We start from the raw sequence: 17401 nt of genomic DNA, 5'->3' as shown, positions 1-17401 counted from the left end.
TCATGCAAGGTTATCGTTCTCTAATATTACAAGGTGCCTTGATCACTATTGAATTAGCGATTTTTTCGCTAATTCTTGCCATTATTATTGGCATTATTTGTGCACTCGGTAAATTATCAAAAAGGTCAGTATTACGACTAGCTTGTCAGGCTTATACATCATTGATTCGCGGTGTGCCTGATTTGGTTTTAATGATGTTGATCTTTTTTGGTCTTCAATTTTTATTAAATAACATTACCGATTTTTTTGATGTAGATATGCTGGAAATTGATCCATTTGTGGCAGGCATTATTACGTTAGGTTTTATTTATGGTGCCTATTTTACTGAGACGTTTCGCGGTGCATTTCAAGCTGTTCCCAAAACATTAATTGAAGCTGCAACTGCATTAGGTATGAATAAATGCCACACCTTTATATATGTCAGGTTCCCATTGATGATGCGTTTTGCTTTACCTGGCATTGCTAATAATTGGTTAGTGATTTTAAAAGCCACAGCATTAGTATCGTTATTGGGATTGTTTGACCTTGTAAAAGCCACTAAAACAGCTGGTGAAGCAACATATCAACCGCTATTTTTTGCACTCATAGCTGGCGCTTTTTATCTATTTTTCACCTCTATTTCAAATATTATTCTATGGTGGCTTGAAAAGCATTATTCCACCGGTATCACTAAAGCTAAATTATAAACGAGCAATGTTATGTTAGAAATCCTTCAAGATTATTGGAAAGCACTATTATGGTCAGATGGCTATCATATTACTGGATTAGCAATGACCTTGTGGATCTTGATTTTATCCGTATCTTTAGGTGGATTATTTGCATTAGTGTTAGCGGTTGGCCGTAATTCAAAACATTTTTTTATAAAATGGCCTATTTGGCTATTTACTTATGTTTTTCGTGGTACACCATTGTATGTACAGTTATTAATTATCTACACGGGTATATACACATTAAGTTTTGTTAATCAACATCAATCTTTAAATGATTTTTTTCAAAGTGGGTTAAATTGTACTATTTTAGCTTTTGCTTTAAATACTTGTGCTTATACTACAGAGGTTTTTGCGGGTGCTATTCGCAACGTTCCTAATGGTGAAATTGAAGCAGCTACGGCACTTGGTTTTAATCGTTGCCAATTATATCGATACATTATTTTACCTAGAGCCTTTCGAATTGCATTACCTGCTTATAGTAATGAAGTCATTTTTATGTTGCATTCGACAGCTTTAGCTTTTACGGTGACGGTTCAAGATGTGATGAAAATTGCGCGTGATATCTATGCTGAAACTTATCAACCTTTTCATGCTTTTGGTATTGCGGCGGTGATCTATTTATGTGTGAGTTTTGTTTTAATTTTTGGTTTTAGACAACTTGAAAAACATTACTTGTTTTATATACATGTTGGTGGTTCAAAGACTTGTTAAAATAGTAACAGGCAATATTCAATATTGCCTGAAGTTATATGAATAAAATTAATTAATTAAATTATCAGCAGGAATTCCATTATCATTGCTGTCATGATCTTTTGAACCTGGTAATGCGCGAGTACGATCAATAGGTAAATAACTGCCATTTGTTGTTTCGATTTGACATTCACTCCAAAAGATTGAGTATTTGGTATTTGCATGCATACTTTCGCCACGGAAATAACAACGGGCTGCATTATATAAATCGCCTCGGCAAAGTATAGCAATTAACAACCAAACGCCCACAACCGCCCATGCTACCCATTTCAAATTACGCCATAAGAAAGACCAAAAACCTTTTTTACTGAAATGGCAATAAGCAAAAATTAATAGTATTACGCCAACAAATCCCAATGATTCGTACAACCAAAATAGCCACATATGGTTAACTCCTAAGCAACAGTACTTAGTATTTTATACTATCTTTGAATTTACATCCATGAACCATTACGAATAATACCAACAGCAATTCCTTCAATAGCAAAACTTTGTTGTTCTAAGTCGACATCAATTGGGGCAAATTCAGCATTTTCAGCTAATAATTTTACGTGACGACCTTTTTGCGATAATCTCTTAACAGTTACTTCGTCATCGATTCGCGCAACAACAACTTGACCATTTTTAACATTTTGAGTTTTATGAACAGCAAGCAAATCACCATCTAAAATACCAATATCTTTCATTGACATCCCTTCAACTCTTAATAAAAAATCGGCTTGAGGTTTAAATAAACTTGGCGATACTTGATAATGACTTTCGATATGTTCTTGCGCTAGAATTGGTGATCCAGCTGCGACCTTACCAATGAGTGGTAAACCTTCAAGTTCATTAGTGTCATCAGGTTGTTCTAATAATAAACGAATTCCTCGTGATGAACCGGCAATCATTTCAATAGCACCTTTTTTAGCTAAGGCTTTAAGATGTTCTTCTGCTGCGTTAGCTGAACGAAAGCCTAATTTTTGGGCAATTTCTGCTCGCGTTGGTGGCATCCCGGTGGTTTGAATATTTTCTTTAATTAAATCATAAATTTGTTGTTGGCGTTCGGTTAATGGTCTCATGGCGAATTCCTGTTTTTATATACAGATACATGTGATTATATACAGCTAAAAAAACAAAACAACTGTTTTATCTATTTTTTTTATGAATAGTGGATAAAAATGGTAACTAAAGTTAGATTTTCGATCTAAATCACATAATAGTATTGAAAATTTTCATAAAACTATTTAAAAAAACAATTTTATGCTACAAACAATCTATTTTGCTAATAAAGTAATGCTTAGCGTAAATTTAATGGCTAGTTTAGTAATTTATTGGCATGTATTCTGTTTAATAGTTGTATGATATAATTATTTTCGAAATGGTTATTTATTGGAACTAATGTATGTCTTATATTGTTGCACTTAGTGGTGGCATTGCCAGTGGTAAAAGTACCATTGCTGATCTATTTGCACAATTAGGTGTACCAATTATTGACGCTGATGTAATTGCTCGGCAAGTTGTTGCTGTGGGATCATCTGCATTGACGCAAATTGTAAAACATTTTAGTCAAGAGATCTTGTTAGAAAATGGTGAGTTAGATCGAAGTCAATTAAGAGAAATTATTTTTAATAATGAACATGAACGGTTATGGTTAAACAATTTATTGCACCCGATTATTGCACAAGAAACTCAACAACAGATTGCAAAACAAACAGCTCCTTATATTATTTGGGTGGTACCATTATTAATTGAAAATAATCTACACCAACTAGCTGATCGGGTGTTAATAATTGATACTCCAGAGGCGTTACAACTAGAGCGCTTAATTGATCGTGATAAAATAAGTGAGTCCTTAGCCAAGAGAATGATTGATTCACAAGTTTCATTAAGCGATCGTTTGGCATTTGCAGATGATATTATTATTAATGACGGTAATTTGGTGTCATTAACAATGCAAATATATGATTTAAATAAAAAATATTTGTATAACTCTAAAGTTAAGAATAGCTATGAATAACATTGTTTTTGAACATCCATTAAATGAAAAAATGCGTACTTGGTTACGGCTTGAATTTTTACTTAATCAATTAAATACACACCATCATTTCGAGAAAAATAATGCTTTATTGTTTTTTCATGCTTTATCTGAATTACTCGAAATTATTGAACGAAATGATGTCAAAGGGGATTTGATTAAAGAGATTGAAGCTCAAAAACAAAAATTACTTTCTTGGATTGATATTGACGGTGTTGATAAAGAATTGCTTGGCGAAATGATTAACAAGTATGAACTGTTTTTAACTAAATTTAACTCAAGTTTACGTTTGGGACAACCGTTAAAAGATGATCGATTTATCATGGCAATTCGCCAGCGTTTGATGATTCCAGGTGGATGTTGTAGTTTTGATTTACCATCCTTCCATTTGTGGTTAAATCAACCGCAAGAAAAACGTAATATGCAAGTTGATAAATGGCTGCAGCATATTGCAATACTTGATGAAACGTTAAAAGCATGTTTACAGTTTATTAGGCAACTAGGTGAATTTAAAACTTTTACTTGTACTAATAATTTTTTTCAAGAGACTAATGGTGATGTGAATTTGATTCGAATTCGTGTTGCTTTCGAGAAAAATGTTTACCCTCAAGTTTCCGGTCACATGTCTCGTTATAGTATTCGTTTTTTACCCCTTTATGCTGGCGATAATAGTAATATTGATGCAATTGAATTTGAACTTGCATGTTGTTAGCCCTATTACTTTAAGAGTGTTTAAATGAATAAAAATACTGTTACTATTGTAAAGTGTCCTACCTGTCAAAAAGATGTTGAATGGTCTGAAAAAAGTTTATACCGACCTTTTTGTAGTAAACGTTGTCAATTAATTGACTTAGGTGATTGGGCAACTGAAGAACATCGCATTGCTGATAAAGAACTAAGTGAACAAGATCTTTGGAGTGAAGATGATCTTTCCAATTTAGTGAGTAAACATTAATGAAGATTTTAGGTATTGAAACATCGTGTGATGAAACAGGTATTGCCATTTATGATGACAAGCAAGGGCTTATCGCTAATCAACTCTATTCACAAATAAAATTACACGCCGATTATGGTGGAGTCGTGCCAGAATTGGCCTCTCGTGATCATATTCGTAAAACAGTGCCATTGATACAAGCTGCACTAAAAGAGGCTAATTTGTGTGCAACTGATATTGATGGTGTGGCTTATACCGCAGGCCCAGGTTTGATTGGGGCTTTAATGGTTGGCGCCTCTATTGGACGCTCACTTGCATATGCATGGGACGTACCAGCCGTTGCGGTTCATCATATGGAAGGTCACTTGTTAGCCCCTATGCTAGAAGATAATCCTCCTGAGTTTCCATTTGTGGCTTTGTTAGTATCAGGAGGACATACTCAGTTAATTAAAGTAACTGGTGTTGGTAAATATCAATTACTTGGTGAATCAATTGATGATGCAGCAGGGGAAGCATTTGATAAAACCGCTAAATTGTTAGGACTTGACTATCCTGGTGGTGCGAAATTATCAAAATTAGCTGAACTCGGCGATGCCACACGGTTTCGTTTTCCTCGACCGATGACTGATAGACCTGGTCTAGATTTTAGCTTTTCAGGGCTTAAAACTGCTGCAGCAAATACTATTTATCAACAGAGCCAAGCTCAGGATCTTGACGAACAAACCAGAGCAGATATAGCTAAGGCCTTTGAGGATGCTTTAGTTGATACTTTATTAATAAAGTCACGTCGAGCTTTAGATCAAACTGGTTTTAATCGATTGGTTATTGCCGGAGGAGTGAGTGCCAATAAAACTTTACGTCGCCAACTTGCTGCACTTATGGCCCAACGCAAAGGGCAAGTTTATTTTCCTCGATTAGAATTTTGTACTGATAATGGTGCGATGATAGCCTATGCAGGTATGATTCATCTTAAAGCCTCACAATTTGCCGATCTAGCTATTGAGGTTAAACCAAGATGGCCATTAAGTGAATTAAACGCGAAAGAATAATGTCCTATTTAATTATTTATAAATGGAACATTAGCCGATTTTTATAGTGGGGTAAATTCCCCACTTGTTTTCTTAATATAAGACTTATTGATTATCGTCAGTTGATTTATCTAAAGCTAGTTTTTCGATATTTCGGTTAATATTGAATAGAACACAAATTATTTCATATCCGATGCGGGTAAATACAGTACCACCAACGATAGTTATAATGCCGGTTATTATACCTAGTAGTGCTGAGCCAAAACTATAACTAATAATTAGAAAACTTGAAAAGATGATAGTTAGACCTGAAAATACAATAAGAACTAAACTCATCCAATAAATTACAGTAATGATTTTAGGCGTGAACATTTTGTCAAAAAAGAAAAAGTCTTTAAAAGAAAGTCCACTAGTATCTACTATTTTTTTCATTTTATTTCCTTAATTAAGTTTTATTTATTTTATTGCTTTGACTTTGGTCAAAAAAACGATACATTTAATACCAAATAAATCAATAAAGCAACGTTATTTTTAAAAAGGTTTTTAAAATTTTAATATGAAAACATTTATTCCGGGTAAAGATGCAGCACTTGAAGATTCCATTAACTATTTTCAACAACAATTAGATAAATATGATTTAGCTGTTAATGAAGCCTCTTGGCTTAACCCCGTGCCCAATGTTTGGTCGGTACATATTCAAAATATAAAATGTCCTTTATGTTTTGCTAATGGCAAAGGCTCGAGTAAAAAAGCGGCGCTAGCTTCTGCTTTAGGTGAATATTTTGAGAGACTTTCAACTAACTACTTTTTTTCTGATTTTTATTTAGGTGATAAAGTCGCCAATGGTGAATTTGTTCATTATCCATCGGAAAAATGGTTTGCAATTCCTGATGATAATAGTTTACCCAAAGGTTTATTATCGCAAAAGTTACTTAATTTTTATGATCCTGAACACGAATTAACGGCAACAGATCTAATTGATTTACAGTCTAGTAATAGTGAAAGGGGTATTTGTGCTCTGCCATTTGTACAACAATCAGATGGCAAAACCATTTATGTACCAGTGAACTTAATTGCTAACTTATATGCATCAAATGGAATGTCAGCAGGCAACACACAAAATGAAGCGCGAGTACAAGCTTTATCAGAAATATTTGAACGTTATACCAAAAATAAAATTATTGCTGAAGCTATTAGTCTGCCAACTATTCCCGAAACAGTAATTAATCGTTATCCTGCTGTCTTAGCGGCTATCGAAACGCTTGAAAAGGAAGGTTTCCCTATTTATTGTTTTGATGCATCATTAGCTGGTGAATTTCCAGTGATTTGTGTTGTGCTATTTAACCCTCAAAATGGTACATGTTATGCTTCATTCGGTGCTCATCCTAATTTTGGTGTAGCACTTGAACGAACAGTGACTGAATTACTACAAGGTCGAAGTCTTAAAGATCTTGATGTTTTTTCACCGCCAAGTTTTGATAATGATGATGTAGCAGATCTTAGTAATTTAGAAACGCATTTTATTGATTCTAGTGGCTTAATTTCCTGGGATCTTTTTAATCAAAAATCGGATTATGAGTTTGTTGATTGGAATTTTTCTGGTACAACCGAGCAGGAATTTGCCAACTTGATGGCGATTTTTGAGCGTCATCAAATAGAAGTGTTAATAATGGATTATCAGCATCTTGGGGTTTATGCTTGTCGAATTTTAGCCGTTGGCATGTCAGAAATCTATCCACCAGAGGATCTGTTAATTGCTAATAACAATATGGTGATTCATCTTCGTGATTTGATTTTGTCACTACCATATCAAAAACGTACTAACAAGCAACTACTCGACATTATTGAGCAATTTGATGATGAAGGTTTAGATGATTTTGCTCGAGTTCGTGAATTACTTGGTATTGCAACAGGTAAAGATAATGCATGGTTAACATTGAGAATTGGCGAATTAAAAGCTATGCTGGCGTTAGCGGCACAGGATTTACCGCAAGCTAAATTATGGATAGATTGGACGATTGAAATGAATGAGTCTATCTTTAGTGTAGAACGCAATCACGCTTATCGTTGTTTGCAAACTTTAGTTAATTTCATTATTGAGCGTGGCGCAAACCAATTTGATGATTATCAACCTGCTTTTAATAAAATGTATGGTAGTTCCTGTGTAGCAGAAATGTGGCTTTATGCAACAGCAAAAAAACAATTTTTTGGGCTAACGGATTTAGATCACCCTATTTCAGATAGTGATAGTTTAATGGATCTATTTACCATGCACAAAAAGCTTTTAGATGTATATAATAAATTACATCAAATTATGTAATGAAAAATTTTATTAATTATCAGAAAAAACTAACTATTAATAGTTATTATTGATGGTTACAATAGTTTTTATAAAAAAATTTTAATTAATACTTATCAAATAGGGCTAAATAGAATATTATATTATCGATTCTTAATTAGATCTGTTATTTGATTAAGTTATCAAAAGTTAGATTTACATATCCAAAAGATTTTTGTTGGCATTGTTGTATTATATGAAAGCAGTAAGTTTACTTCCCTTATTGCTTTTTTCTCTCTTAATTAGTGGTAATCAATAGCACAATTACGTTCAAAATCGTTTAGTTAAATTATTTTCAATATTTGTTTTTTTTAAATTACATAATTTATTAAGGATAAATGATGACAATACTTACCGTTGGTTTTGCTTGTTTAGATCTATTGTGTTTTACCTCATCTGGTTTGGAACTGAATGGTTCAATTACTTCCGATAATGTTATTTATTCTGGTGGAGGATCATGTGCTAATACAGCATATTTATTAGCACTATGGGGTGAGGATATATATCATATTGGCCATCTCAACAATGATAATCATGGTAATCAAATTGAGACAGAGCTTGCTAATATTGGCGTTAATACGCGGCAATTTATTTTTTCAGAAAAAATGGTCACGCCATTAGAAGCTATCACCGTTGATGAGCAAAATAATAGCTATACTATTATATCGCATCGCTTGCTACAGCCGCCTAAATTGACAATAGCAGAAAAAAATAAATTAGCTCACTTTATACAAACTGTAAGCGAAAACAAACATGATATAGTTATGTTAGCTGATGGCTATGAAGCAGAATTGAGTGAGTACCTAATCGAGCATTTACCCAAAGTCAAAATGATTATGAATGTAGATAACCTGTCGGCTAATAGTTTGTACTTAGCTCAACAAGCTGATTATCTAATTGTAACAGAACAATTTGCTAGTGCTTTTGTCAAATTAAAAGCTTTCCATGGTAGCGATGAGATTAAAAGTGCATTGAAAAAATTACGCAATTTAACTAACGGTAAAATTATTATTCGTATGAATAAAAAAGATTGCGTATATCTTGATCATCAACAAGTAGTGACAATTTCTGGCTTTAACAAACAAGCTGTTGATGACATTACTGAAAATGATATTTTTCAAGGGGCTTTTGCTTACGGTATTAGTTATGGTTGGCCATTAGAGAAAACGATTTTGTTTGCCAATCTAGCCATAGTAGCAGCCAACAAACAGAAAAGAGGGCGTAGTGCAATGCCTAACTTGGTTGATATTAATCAAGCAGGTAAAGATCTTATTAAAGATTTTAAATACTTTTTTTGATCTATTACTAAAATCATTGATCATCAAAATTGTTTTATTTGAGCGATTTCTTGAATCTCTAAAATTACTTTTCTAAATATTTTTAAGCATTACAAATTTTCTGCTTTCTAATAGGATTTTATAATCAATTATGCTCATTCAATTACGTTTATAAGCTTTAAGCAAAGCGTTTTCATATAAGACCTTTTTATTAATCACTGTTATCGTTTTGATATATTTTTTAAAACAAACTACAATTTTGTTAAACGTCCTTGTTTAACATGTTAACCTGATTCTATTATTAATTCTTTGTAATGTTCTTAACCTTGTCTGGCGAATTCACCTGCTTGCTGGATCAATTCTTCACTAGGAGTAACACCGGTATATAAAATAAATTGCTCAACCGCTTGTAATACGGCGACATCAGCTCCTGAAATAATCGTTTTATTTAATTTTTTGGCAAATTTTATAAGTGGTGTCTCAACGGGTAGGGCGACAACATCAAATATAATATCTGCTTGGTTAATCATTGCTTCACTAAACGATAATTGGTCTGCCTCAATGCCACCTTGCATGCCAATTGGCGTAACATTGATAATTAATTTAGCTTGTTCTGGTGTAATGGTAGATTCATCTTTTTGCCATTGGTAATTATAACGCTTAGCTAAAGCTTCCCCTTTCTGTTGGTTTCTAGCACAGACTATGCCATGTTTAAAACCTGCATCGTAAAATGCTCCAATTACAGCATTAGCCATACCACCACTACCTTTTAAAATAAATGGTGTGTTATTACTGATATGATTAGCTTTAATTAGTTTTTCCACCGCAATATAATCAGTATTGTAGGCCTTCAAATAGTGATCGGTATTAACAATAGTGTTAACCGCTTGAATTGATTGTACTGAAACATCTAATTCATCAATAAATTCGATACATGCTTGTTTATAAGGCATTGAGATAGCACAACCACGAATTGATAATGCTTTAATTCCATAAATAGCATCTTTTAAGTTATTGGTTGTAAAAGCTTTATATAGATAATTTAAATCTAATTTTTCATATAAAAAATTGTGAAAACGAGTACCAAAATTACTTGGTCTTGCTGAAAGTGACATACAAACAATAGTATCTTTGTTGATAATTCTTGCCATTAACCAAAATCCTTGTGATCATATTAACTAATTCTTTATTCTATCATCTTTTTAACTAACGTATATTTGATTATGGTTGCAAACAATACTGGTCCGAAAATAACTCAAGAAAAAGTTACCGTAAAAGTGATGATACACCTATATTGTCACCAAAAACACCATACCCCGAAAAATCAGCTTTGTGACGAGTGTAATGATCTGTTGCAATATGCCATGCAACGTTTAACTATGTGTCGATTTGGCGAACAGAAAACCACCTGTGAACTCTGTCCAAAACATTGCTATCGCAAAGATTACAAACTAAAAATCAAAGAAGTTATGCGCTATGCCGGCCCAAGAATGATGATCCATCATCCAATTATGGCGGTTAAGCATTTGTATAAAAATTTGAAAACTATTTTGAAGGTATTTTAACGAAAGCATTTTTTCACAATTAAAAAAGTTGAGGAGAGGGGTTTTTGGCTTATTTTTATCACTTATTTTTTTGATTTCATCAATGTTGTATTCGTTTTTTCCTATCGATGCAATAATTTTCACTTATTTTAGATGTTTTTTGCAATTTACTCGCAGTTAAACGCTAAAAATGCGAATGATTATCTTTTAAAATACTGTCATTTTCTAAATACAACCTTATTTGATAGGAAGTATGATGTCTGCATTTACGCTTGATCGCCTTTCTCAAGGACGTGGAGCTGTTATTAAACGTCTGTTACCTGACTCTTTACCTTTTCGTCAAAAGCTTTTAGCTATGGGAATGACGCCCGGATGTAAGTTGACTGTGATGCAAATAGCTCCATTAGGTGATCCAATTGAAATTAATTTGCGTGGTTTTCTACTGTGTTTACGCCGTCGTGAAGCGGCGGCAATTGAAGTTGAGGTAGTCGCATGAAAATTGCATTAGTTGGTAATCCTAATTGTGGCAAAACGACATTATTTAATTTGTTAACTGGTTCAAAACAGCGTGTAGGTAATTGGCCAGGGGTAACCGTTGAGCACAAATCTGGTTCGTTTGCTTACCAAAATAAGCTCTATGATATTGTTGATTTACCGGGAACTTACTCTGTTGAGCCAGATCCAATCGGTATTGCTCAAGATGAATTTATTACTCGGCAGTTTCTATTAACTGATAACAATAGCTTGATAGTTAATGTTATTGATGCGACAAATTTACAACGCAGTTTATATTTAACATTTCAGTTAATTGATATGCAAGTACCTATGATAATTGTGCTTAATATGGTTGATGCACTTAAAGCTATGGGAGAAAGATTAAATATCGATAAATTAACCAAAGCTTTAGGTTGTCCGGTTATTGCGATTTCGTCTACGCGAAAAACTGGATTATCAAAATTTTATCAGCAAATTGAAGTTAGCTCATCGAATTTAAAGACTGCGATGCCAACCATTGATACGTTAAGTAGTGATGCACAAGCTGTATTTAATCGATATTTAGCTGAATTGCCTGTAACCAGTCGGATACAACAATTTAATCGTTGGCAGTTAATTGAAGCCTTGCTTAATGGGGCAAATCAATCTTTAGATTTTTTAGAAAACGAAAAGTTAGCTGCTTGTCGTTGTTTATTGTCTATCAATTTCGATAATCAGATTGACGTAGCACTTGCAAGTGCACGTTATGATACGATTGATACGCTTTGCAAGATGGTGATTGATAAGCCTAGAGAAGCCAATATTAATCTTACTGAAAAATTGGATAAATTAGCTTTAGGGCGTTTTACTGGTATTCCATTTTTTTTACTCGCAATGTATAGCATGTTTTTTATTGCGATTAATTTTGGTTCGGTTTTTGTTGATTTCTTTGAAGGAGTATTTAGTACCATTTTTGTTAATGGCTTTGCTTATCTCTTAAATATGCTACATACACCAACTTGGTTAACAGTTATTTTAGCTGATGGGGTCGGCAATGGCATCACTACGGTATCGACCTTTATACCGGTTATTGCGGCGATGTTTTTTGTGCTATCTTTTTTGGAAGATTCAGGTTATTTAGCGCGAGCAGCAATGATTGTTGATCGTTTTATGCGATGCATTGGTTTACCCGGTAAAGCGTTTGTACCTATGTTAATGGGCTTTGGTTGTGGAGTACCAGCAATTATGGCAACAAGGACACTTGATAGTCCGCGTGATCGTATTTTATCAATTTGTTTAATTCCGTTTATGTCTTGCAGTGCTCGATTACCCATTTATGCTTTGTTTGCTGTGATATTTTTTCCTAATCATGCATCGATTATTGTCTTTATGCTCTATTTGCTGGGTATTTTAGTAGCTATGCTAACGGGATTTATATTAAAAAATACTCTGTTACAAGGTGAATTAACGCCATTTATTATGGAAATGCCTGTTTATCGTATTCCGACATTACGGAGTATGTTGAGAATAACTTTTCAACGTTTGAAAAGCTTTGTTTTACGAGCAGGAAAAGCTATTGTCGTCATGGTAACCGTGCTTAGCTTCTTTAATTCCTTAGGAACTGATGGTTCATTTGGGAATGAAAATTCAAATCACTCTGTGTTATCAGTTATGGGGCAAAAAGTTACTCCTGTATTTACACCAATGGGAATTGATAAGCAAAATTGGCCTGCAACAGTAGGTATTTTTACCGGAATCTTTGCTAAAGAGTCAGTTGTGGCAACTTTAAATTCACTTTATTCAATGGATCATCAAACTGAACAACCAGAACATTTTTCTTTTTATGATGGCATCAAGTCAGCGTTAGAAACCATTCCAGATCGTTTTATTGATTTAACTAACTCAATCGCTGATCCGCTAGGTCTATCAAGTATTAATCAAGCTGAAAATAATCTACAAAATGAATTGTCTGTCGACTCGACGACGGTATCGAAAATAAGTAGTTCATTTGTTACATCATCTTCAGCTATTGCTTATCTTATTTTTGTGTTGCTTTATACACCTTGTGCGGCAGCATTAGGCACAATCTATCGTGAAACAGGGCTAAAATGGATGATATTTGTTGCTATTTGGACATTTGTTATAGGTTGGTTGTCAGCAACAATTTATTACCAATTTAGTTTATTAGGCCAATCTTCATGTGCGCCTTATTGGTTGATAGCTATTGGAGGATTTATGACTTTCATTTTTATCGTTATGCGTAAAATGGGACGTTTACCTTGCTTTAATCAATATTACTTACCAAAACCACGATCTCACAACAATCAATCAGCTTGTTGTGAATAAAAATTATTGGTTAATGTTAAATTTAAATATTGAATAATATGTTAATTACCGCAATTCGTGATTATATTCAGTTACAAGGACGAGCTAATCTGCAAGATGTGGCTCGTCACTTTCGCTTATCTAGCAGTGCAGTTGAACCTATGCTGAATTTTTGGGTTAAAAAAGGAGTAATAAAATTAATTAAACGTGATTTATTAACTTGTGCAGGTAAACAGTGTTCAACGTGTATAAGTTGTAATTTAGACGCTTATGCAAGCTATGTATGGATTGAGTAAAATATCGAATACAATCAATTAATGGTTAAAGTTAATTTGATTGTATCAAAAGTATTAATATCTAACCTTTGATAAATTCTTGCCAAATTATTTTAACTTTTTGCTTTTTTTAGAATTGAATTCACTTCTTTATCAGCTATTAAAAATTAAATTATCTTTTATTTACTATTTTTTTGCGACTTATGTCACAAAATTAAATTTATTTGTATCTCAAAATTACAAATGATATTAATATGAACTTATGTTCATTTTGGTGTAAATAAGTAAAAACTATAAAACCGATAACAAGTGATAAAAAGATATCCTTGATTTAAATTCGATCAACAAATTGCTAACTACTGGTTTAGATGATTACATAAATATGAAGAGTCAATTAGTTACATTATTTACCTGTTAATTTTTATGTACTAAAAAGTTAGTTAATGGCTATGAAATATCAATGTTTTTCGTTTTTATCGATAGCTTATTCTGATCAAATTGTAGTTTTATCGGTCTTGTTCATTTTAGCCAAAAAGACCTTAACCGAAACGATGAAACCTTGTCGTTTTATTACTTAATAAATGTTATTATAATTATGTTTAAAAAACATGTAGTAGAGGAAATAGAAGTATGAGTCAATTAGATGAATTCAAAAAATTAACCGTAGTGGTTGCTGATACTGGCGATATCGATTCAATTAAACAGTTTTCTCCTGAAGATGCAACAACTAATCCATCGCTTGTTTTAAAAGCTGCTCAACTTCCTCAATATCGTTATTTAATTGATTCTGCTATTGAAACAGCTAAAAAACTAGGCGGTAGTAAAGCCGAGCAATTGGTTAATGCTTGTGACCAAGTAGCGGTAAATATTGGCGCTGAAATTTTAAAATCTATCCCTGGACGAATCTCGACTGAAGTTGATGCAAGATTATCATTTGATACCCAAGCCTGTATTGAAAAAGCTCGTCGAATTGTTGAACTTTATAAACAAAAAGGCATTGATAAATCAAAAATTCTGATTAAAATTGCTTCCACATGGGAAGGTATTAAAGCTGCTGAAGTTTTAGAAAAAGAAGGTATTAACTGTAATTTAACTTTACTGTTTTCCTTTGCTCAAGCGCGAGCTTGTGCCGAGATTAATGCCTTTTTAATTTCGCCATTTGTTGGTCGTATTTATGATTGGTATCAAGCTAAGAAACCTATTGATCCTTATATTGCTGATCAAGACCCTGGTGTAGTTTCAGTACGTAATATCTATAACTACTATAAACAACATGGTTATAAGACTATTGTTATGGGGGCTAGTTTTAGACAAGTTGATCAAATCTTAGCATTAGCTGGCTGTGATCGTTTAACTATTTCCCCTAATTTATTATCTGAGATGCAAAAATCAAATGCCCCAGTTGTGCGTAAATTAGATCCAAATCAAACCTTAGTTGAGCGTCCAGCATTAATGACTGAAGCTGAGTTTAGATGGCAGCATAACAGTGATGCTATGGCTGTTGAAAAATTGGCTGAAGGCATCCGTGCATTTGCTGTCGATCAGGGTAAACTAGAAGATATGATCGGTGCGCTACTTTAATTAAAAGAATAGGGGAAATATATTCCCCTTTTTTGTTTTGGTACGAAAGCGTTTTATCTGTCTGCTGTTTGTAGACAATCAATGAATATTTAAAATATATTTTTGGAGAATATTAACATGAATGTAACCACACTATCCCACCGCGAACTAGCCAATGCGATAAGAGCATTAAGCATGGATGGCGTGCAAAAAGCAAAATCAGGCCATCCTGGTGCGCCGATGGGGATGGCCGATATGGCTGAAGTCCTTTGGCGAGGATTTTTAAAACACAATCCTACTAATCCTAATTGGGCTGATCGGGATCGATTTGTATTATCAAATGGTCATGCATCAATGTTAATTTATAGCTTGTTACATTTGACTGGATATAACGTAACCATTGATGACATAAAAAACTTTCGTCAATTAAATGCTAAAACCGCAGGTCATCCAGAATTTGGACATCTTTCAGGCATTGAAACAACAACAGGTCCTTTAGGGCAAGGAATTGCCAATGCTGTCGGTATGGCTATTGCTGAAAGAACATTAGCTGCTCAATTTAACAAACCAGCACATACTATTGTTGATCACCATACCTATGTATTTATGGGTGATGGTTGTATGATGGAAGGGATTTCTCATGAAGTATGTTCATTAGCGGGTACACTTAAATTAGGCAAATTAATTGCTTTTTATGATGATAATGGTATTTCAATTGATGGTGAAATTGAAGGTTGGTTTACCGATGATACCGCTAAACGTTTTGAAGCATATGGTTGGCATGTGATCCGAGGTATTGATGGCCATGATGCTAAGGCATTAGCTGAAGCTATTGAGCAAGCACAAGCTGTAACTGATAAACCATCATTATTAATGTGTAAAACTGTTATTGGTTTTGGTTCTCCAAACAAAGCAGGAAGTCATGATTGTCATGGCGCACCACTTGGTGATGCTGAAATAGAAGCAACGCGTAAAGCTTTAGGTTGGTCATATCCTGCATTTGAAATTCCAAAAGATTATTATGAGGCATGGGATGCAAAAGCTACTGGTAAACAACGTGAAGATGAGTGGAATGCTCGCTTTGATGCATATGCAAAAGCTTACCCAGAATTAGCAAAAGAATTCAAACGTCGTATGAATGGTGATTTACCAACTAATTGGCAACAGGTTGCTAAAGATTTTGTTAATAAGCTACAAGCAAATCCGGCAACAATTGCTACCCGCAAAGCCTCACAAAATGCCATTGAAGCTTTTGCGCCAGTGTTAACTGAATTTTTAGGTGGTTCAGCTGATTTAGCACCAAGTAATTTAACTATGTGGTCAGGCTCTAAAGAGATTTTAGCTAATCCAGATGGTAACTACATTCATTATGGTGTACGTGAATTTGGTATGTCTGCAATCATGAATGGTATTGCTTTACATGGCGGTTTTATTCCTTATGGTGCAACTTTCTTAATGTTTATGGAATATGCGCGTAACGCAGTTCGTATGGCCGCTTTAATGAAAATTCGCTCTTTATTTGTCTACACGCATGACTCAATTGGCTTAGGAGAAGATGGTCCAACTCACCAACCTGTTGAACAGATGGCAAGCTTACGTGTTACTCCAAATGTTAGTACTTGGCGTCCTTGTGACCAAGTTGAATCAGCTATTGCTTGGCAATATGCCGTTGAACGTAAAGATGGTCCAACTGCGTTAATTTTCTCAAGACAAAATCTTAAACAACAAGAACGCACTGAACAACAATTAGCCAATGTTTATCGTGGTGGCTATATTTTAAATGATTGCAGTGGCACTCCTGAACTGATTTTAATTGCCACTGGTTCTGAAGTCGAACTAGCTGTTGAGGCTTATCATAAACTTACCGAAGCTGGTAAAAAAGTACGTGTTGTTTCAATGCCATCAACCGATGCATTTGATAAACAAGACCAAGCTTATAAAGAATCAGTATTACCATCTTCAGTTACTGCACGAGTCGCTATTGAGGCAGGTATTAGTGACTATTGGTATAAATATGTTGGTCTAAATGGTAAGATTATTGGTATGACAAGCTTTGGTGAGTCAGGACCAGCAGATCAACTGTTTGCTAAATTCGGCTTTACTGTTGAGAATGTCCTAAAACAGGCCAATAGTTTATTAAAATAATAAATTTATTTAAATAGTAAAAAG

At 33.9% G+C, this 17401-nt stretch carries 19 protein-coding genes; 15 read left to right on the top strand and 4 right to left on the bottom strand.

The window, feature by feature from the left end; genetic code table 11:
* The first annotated feature begins 2 nt into the window (after positions 1 to 2).
* Entirely contained in the window at positions 3 to 686 is a 684-nt protein-coding gene (locus tag H3U96_RS02330) for an ABC transporter permease (RefSeq protein WP_065579206.1), read from the top strand.
* A gap of 12 nt (positions 687 to 698) precedes the next feature.
* Positions 699 to 1421 carry an ABC transporter permease gene (locus H3U96_RS02325; protein WP_065651879.1) on the top strand — a complete coding sequence of 241 codons (723 nt, stop codon included), beginning with the start codon at positions 699 to 701 and terminating at the stop codon, positions 1419 to 1421.
* 48 nt (positions 1422 to 1469) lie between these two features.
* Here the strand turns inward: H3U96_RS02325 and H3U96_RS02320 are convergent, their stop codons facing one another.
* Both H3U96_RS02320 and lexA read right to left on the bottom strand, forming a co-directional pair.
* Positions 1470 to 1844: a hypothetical protein gene (locus H3U96_RS02320; protein WP_065579204.1), complete on the bottom strand. Its 375-nt coding sequence runs from the start codon at positions 1842 to 1844 to the stop codon at positions 1470 to 1472.
* A gap of 50 nt (positions 1845 to 1894) precedes the next feature.
* Positions 1895 to 2521: a transcriptional repressor LexA gene (gene lexA, locus H3U96_RS02315; protein WP_065651880.1), complete on the bottom strand. Its 627-nt coding sequence runs from the start codon at positions 2519 to 2521 to the stop codon at positions 1895 to 1897.
* 323 nt (positions 2522 to 2844) lie between these two features.
* On the opposite strand from lexA, the gene coaE reads away from it, so the two are divergent.
* From coaE to tsaD, 4 genes are read left to right on the top strand one after another with little or no spacing between them, the layout of a single operon-like run.
* Positions 2845 to 3459, top strand: coding sequence for a dephospho-CoA kinase (coaE, locus tag H3U96_RS02310; RefSeq protein ID WP_198195426.1), 615 nt, complete (start codon positions 2845 to 2847; stop codon positions 3457 to 3459).
* Entirely contained in the window at positions 3452 to 4189 is a 738-nt protein-coding gene (gene zapD, locus H3U96_RS02305; protein ID WP_065651882.1) for a cell division protein ZapD, read from the top strand. Before coaE ends, zapD begins: the two co-directional genes overlap by 8 nt.
* Positions 4190 to 4213: 24 nt before the next feature.
* A complete protein-coding gene (gene yacG, locus H3U96_RS02300) occupies positions 4214 to 4432 on the top strand; it encodes a DNA gyrase inhibitor YacG (RefSeq protein WP_065579200.1) in 219 nt (72 codons plus the stop codon).
* Positions 4432 to 5460, top strand: a complete 1029-nt coding sequence (tsaD, locus tag H3U96_RS02295; protein WP_198195424.1) for a tRNA (adenosine(37)-N6)-threonylcarbamoyltransferase complex transferase subunit TsaD — start codon at positions 4432 to 4434, stop codon at positions 5458 to 5460. The genes yacG and tsaD overlap by 1 nt, the downstream gene beginning before the upstream one ends.
* A gap of 84 nt (positions 5461 to 5544) precedes the next feature.
* On the opposite strand, the gene H3U96_RS02290 is transcribed toward tsaD, so the two are convergent.
* Positions 5545 to 5871 (bottom strand): DUF4282 domain-containing protein, encoded by a 327-nt coding sequence (locus tag H3U96_RS02290; protein WP_198195422.1) that lies wholly within the window; start codon positions 5869 to 5871, stop codon positions 5545 to 5547.
* A gap of 124 nt (positions 5872 to 5995) precedes the next feature.
* Here H3U96_RS02290 and ycaO point away from each other — a divergent pair, with 124 nt between their 5' ends.
* Positions 5996 to 7759 (top strand): 30S ribosomal protein S12 methylthiotransferase accessory factor YcaO, encoded by a 1764-nt coding sequence (ycaO, locus tag H3U96_RS02285; RefSeq protein WP_198195421.1) that lies wholly within the window; start codon positions 5996 to 5998, stop codon positions 7757 to 7759.
* Between the two features lie 359 nt (positions 7760 to 8118).
* Entirely contained in the window at positions 8119 to 9075 is a 957-nt protein-coding gene (locus H3U96_RS02280; RefSeq protein ID WP_198195420.1) for a carbohydrate kinase family protein, read from the top strand.
* A gap of 299 nt (positions 9076 to 9374) precedes the next feature.
* Here the strand turns inward: H3U96_RS02280 and H3U96_RS02275 are convergent, their stop codons facing one another.
* Positions 9375 to 10205: a shikimate 5-dehydrogenase gene (locus H3U96_RS02275; protein ID WP_086356889.1), complete on the bottom strand. Its 831-nt coding sequence runs from the start codon at positions 10203 to 10205 to the stop codon at positions 9375 to 9377.
* Positions 10206 to 10277: 72 nt separating this feature from the next.
* Between H3U96_RS02275 and H3U96_RS02270 the strand changes: the two genes are divergently transcribed.
* From H3U96_RS02270 to tkt, 7 genes are all read left to right on the top strand, one after another.
* Positions 10278 to 10619 (top strand): nitrous oxide-stimulated promoter family protein, encoded by a 342-nt coding sequence (locus H3U96_RS02270; RefSeq protein ID WP_086356890.1) that lies wholly within the window; start codon positions 10278 to 10280, stop codon positions 10617 to 10619.
* Between the two features lie 235 nt (positions 10620 to 10854).
* Positions 10855 to 11094 carry a FeoA family protein gene (locus H3U96_RS02265; RefSeq protein WP_198195419.1) on the top strand — a complete coding sequence of 80 codons (240 nt, stop codon included), beginning with the start codon at positions 10855 to 10857 and terminating at the stop codon, positions 11092 to 11094.
* Positions 11091 to 13418, top strand: coding sequence for a Fe(2+) transporter permease subunit FeoB (gene feoB / locus H3U96_RS02260; RefSeq protein WP_198195418.1), 2328 nt, complete (start codon positions 11091 to 11093; stop codon positions 13416 to 13418). Before H3U96_RS02265 ends, feoB begins: the two co-directional genes overlap by 4 nt.
* Positions 13419 to 13456: 38 nt before the next feature.
* Positions 13457 to 13693, top strand: a complete 237-nt coding sequence (locus tag H3U96_RS02255) for a FeoC-like transcriptional regulator (protein ID WP_065651889.1) — start codon at positions 13457 to 13459, stop codon at positions 13691 to 13693.
* A gap of 422 nt (positions 13694 to 14115) precedes the next feature.
* The gene (locus tag H3U96_RS11300; protein ID WP_255545796.1) at positions 14116 to 14250 is read left to right on the top strand and encodes a hypothetical protein; all 135 of its coding nucleotides are present in this window, start codon (positions 14116 to 14118) and stop codon (positions 14248 to 14250) included.
* A 52-nt stretch (positions 14251 to 14302) separates the two neighbouring features.
* Positions 14303 to 15253: a transaldolase gene (gene tal / locus H3U96_RS02250; RefSeq protein WP_086356893.1), complete on the top strand. Its 951-nt coding sequence runs from the start codon at positions 14303 to 14305 to the stop codon at positions 15251 to 15253.
* Between the two features lie 117 nt (positions 15254 to 15370).
* Positions 15371 to 17377 carry a transketolase gene (gene tkt, locus H3U96_RS02245; protein ID WP_198195417.1) on the top strand — a complete coding sequence of 669 codons (2007 nt, stop codon included), beginning with the start codon at positions 15371 to 15373 and terminating at the stop codon, positions 17375 to 17377.
* Positions 17378 to 17401 lie beyond the last annotated feature (24 nt).

The organism is Gilliamella sp. M0364, from assembly GCF_016100565.1.
Taxonomy (GTDB): domain Bacteria; phylum Pseudomonadota; class Gammaproteobacteria; order Enterobacterales; family Orbaceae; genus Gilliamella; species Gilliamella apis.
Note: the sequence above shows the minus strand (reverse complement) of the source record. Positions and strands in the feature narration are given on the sequence as shown.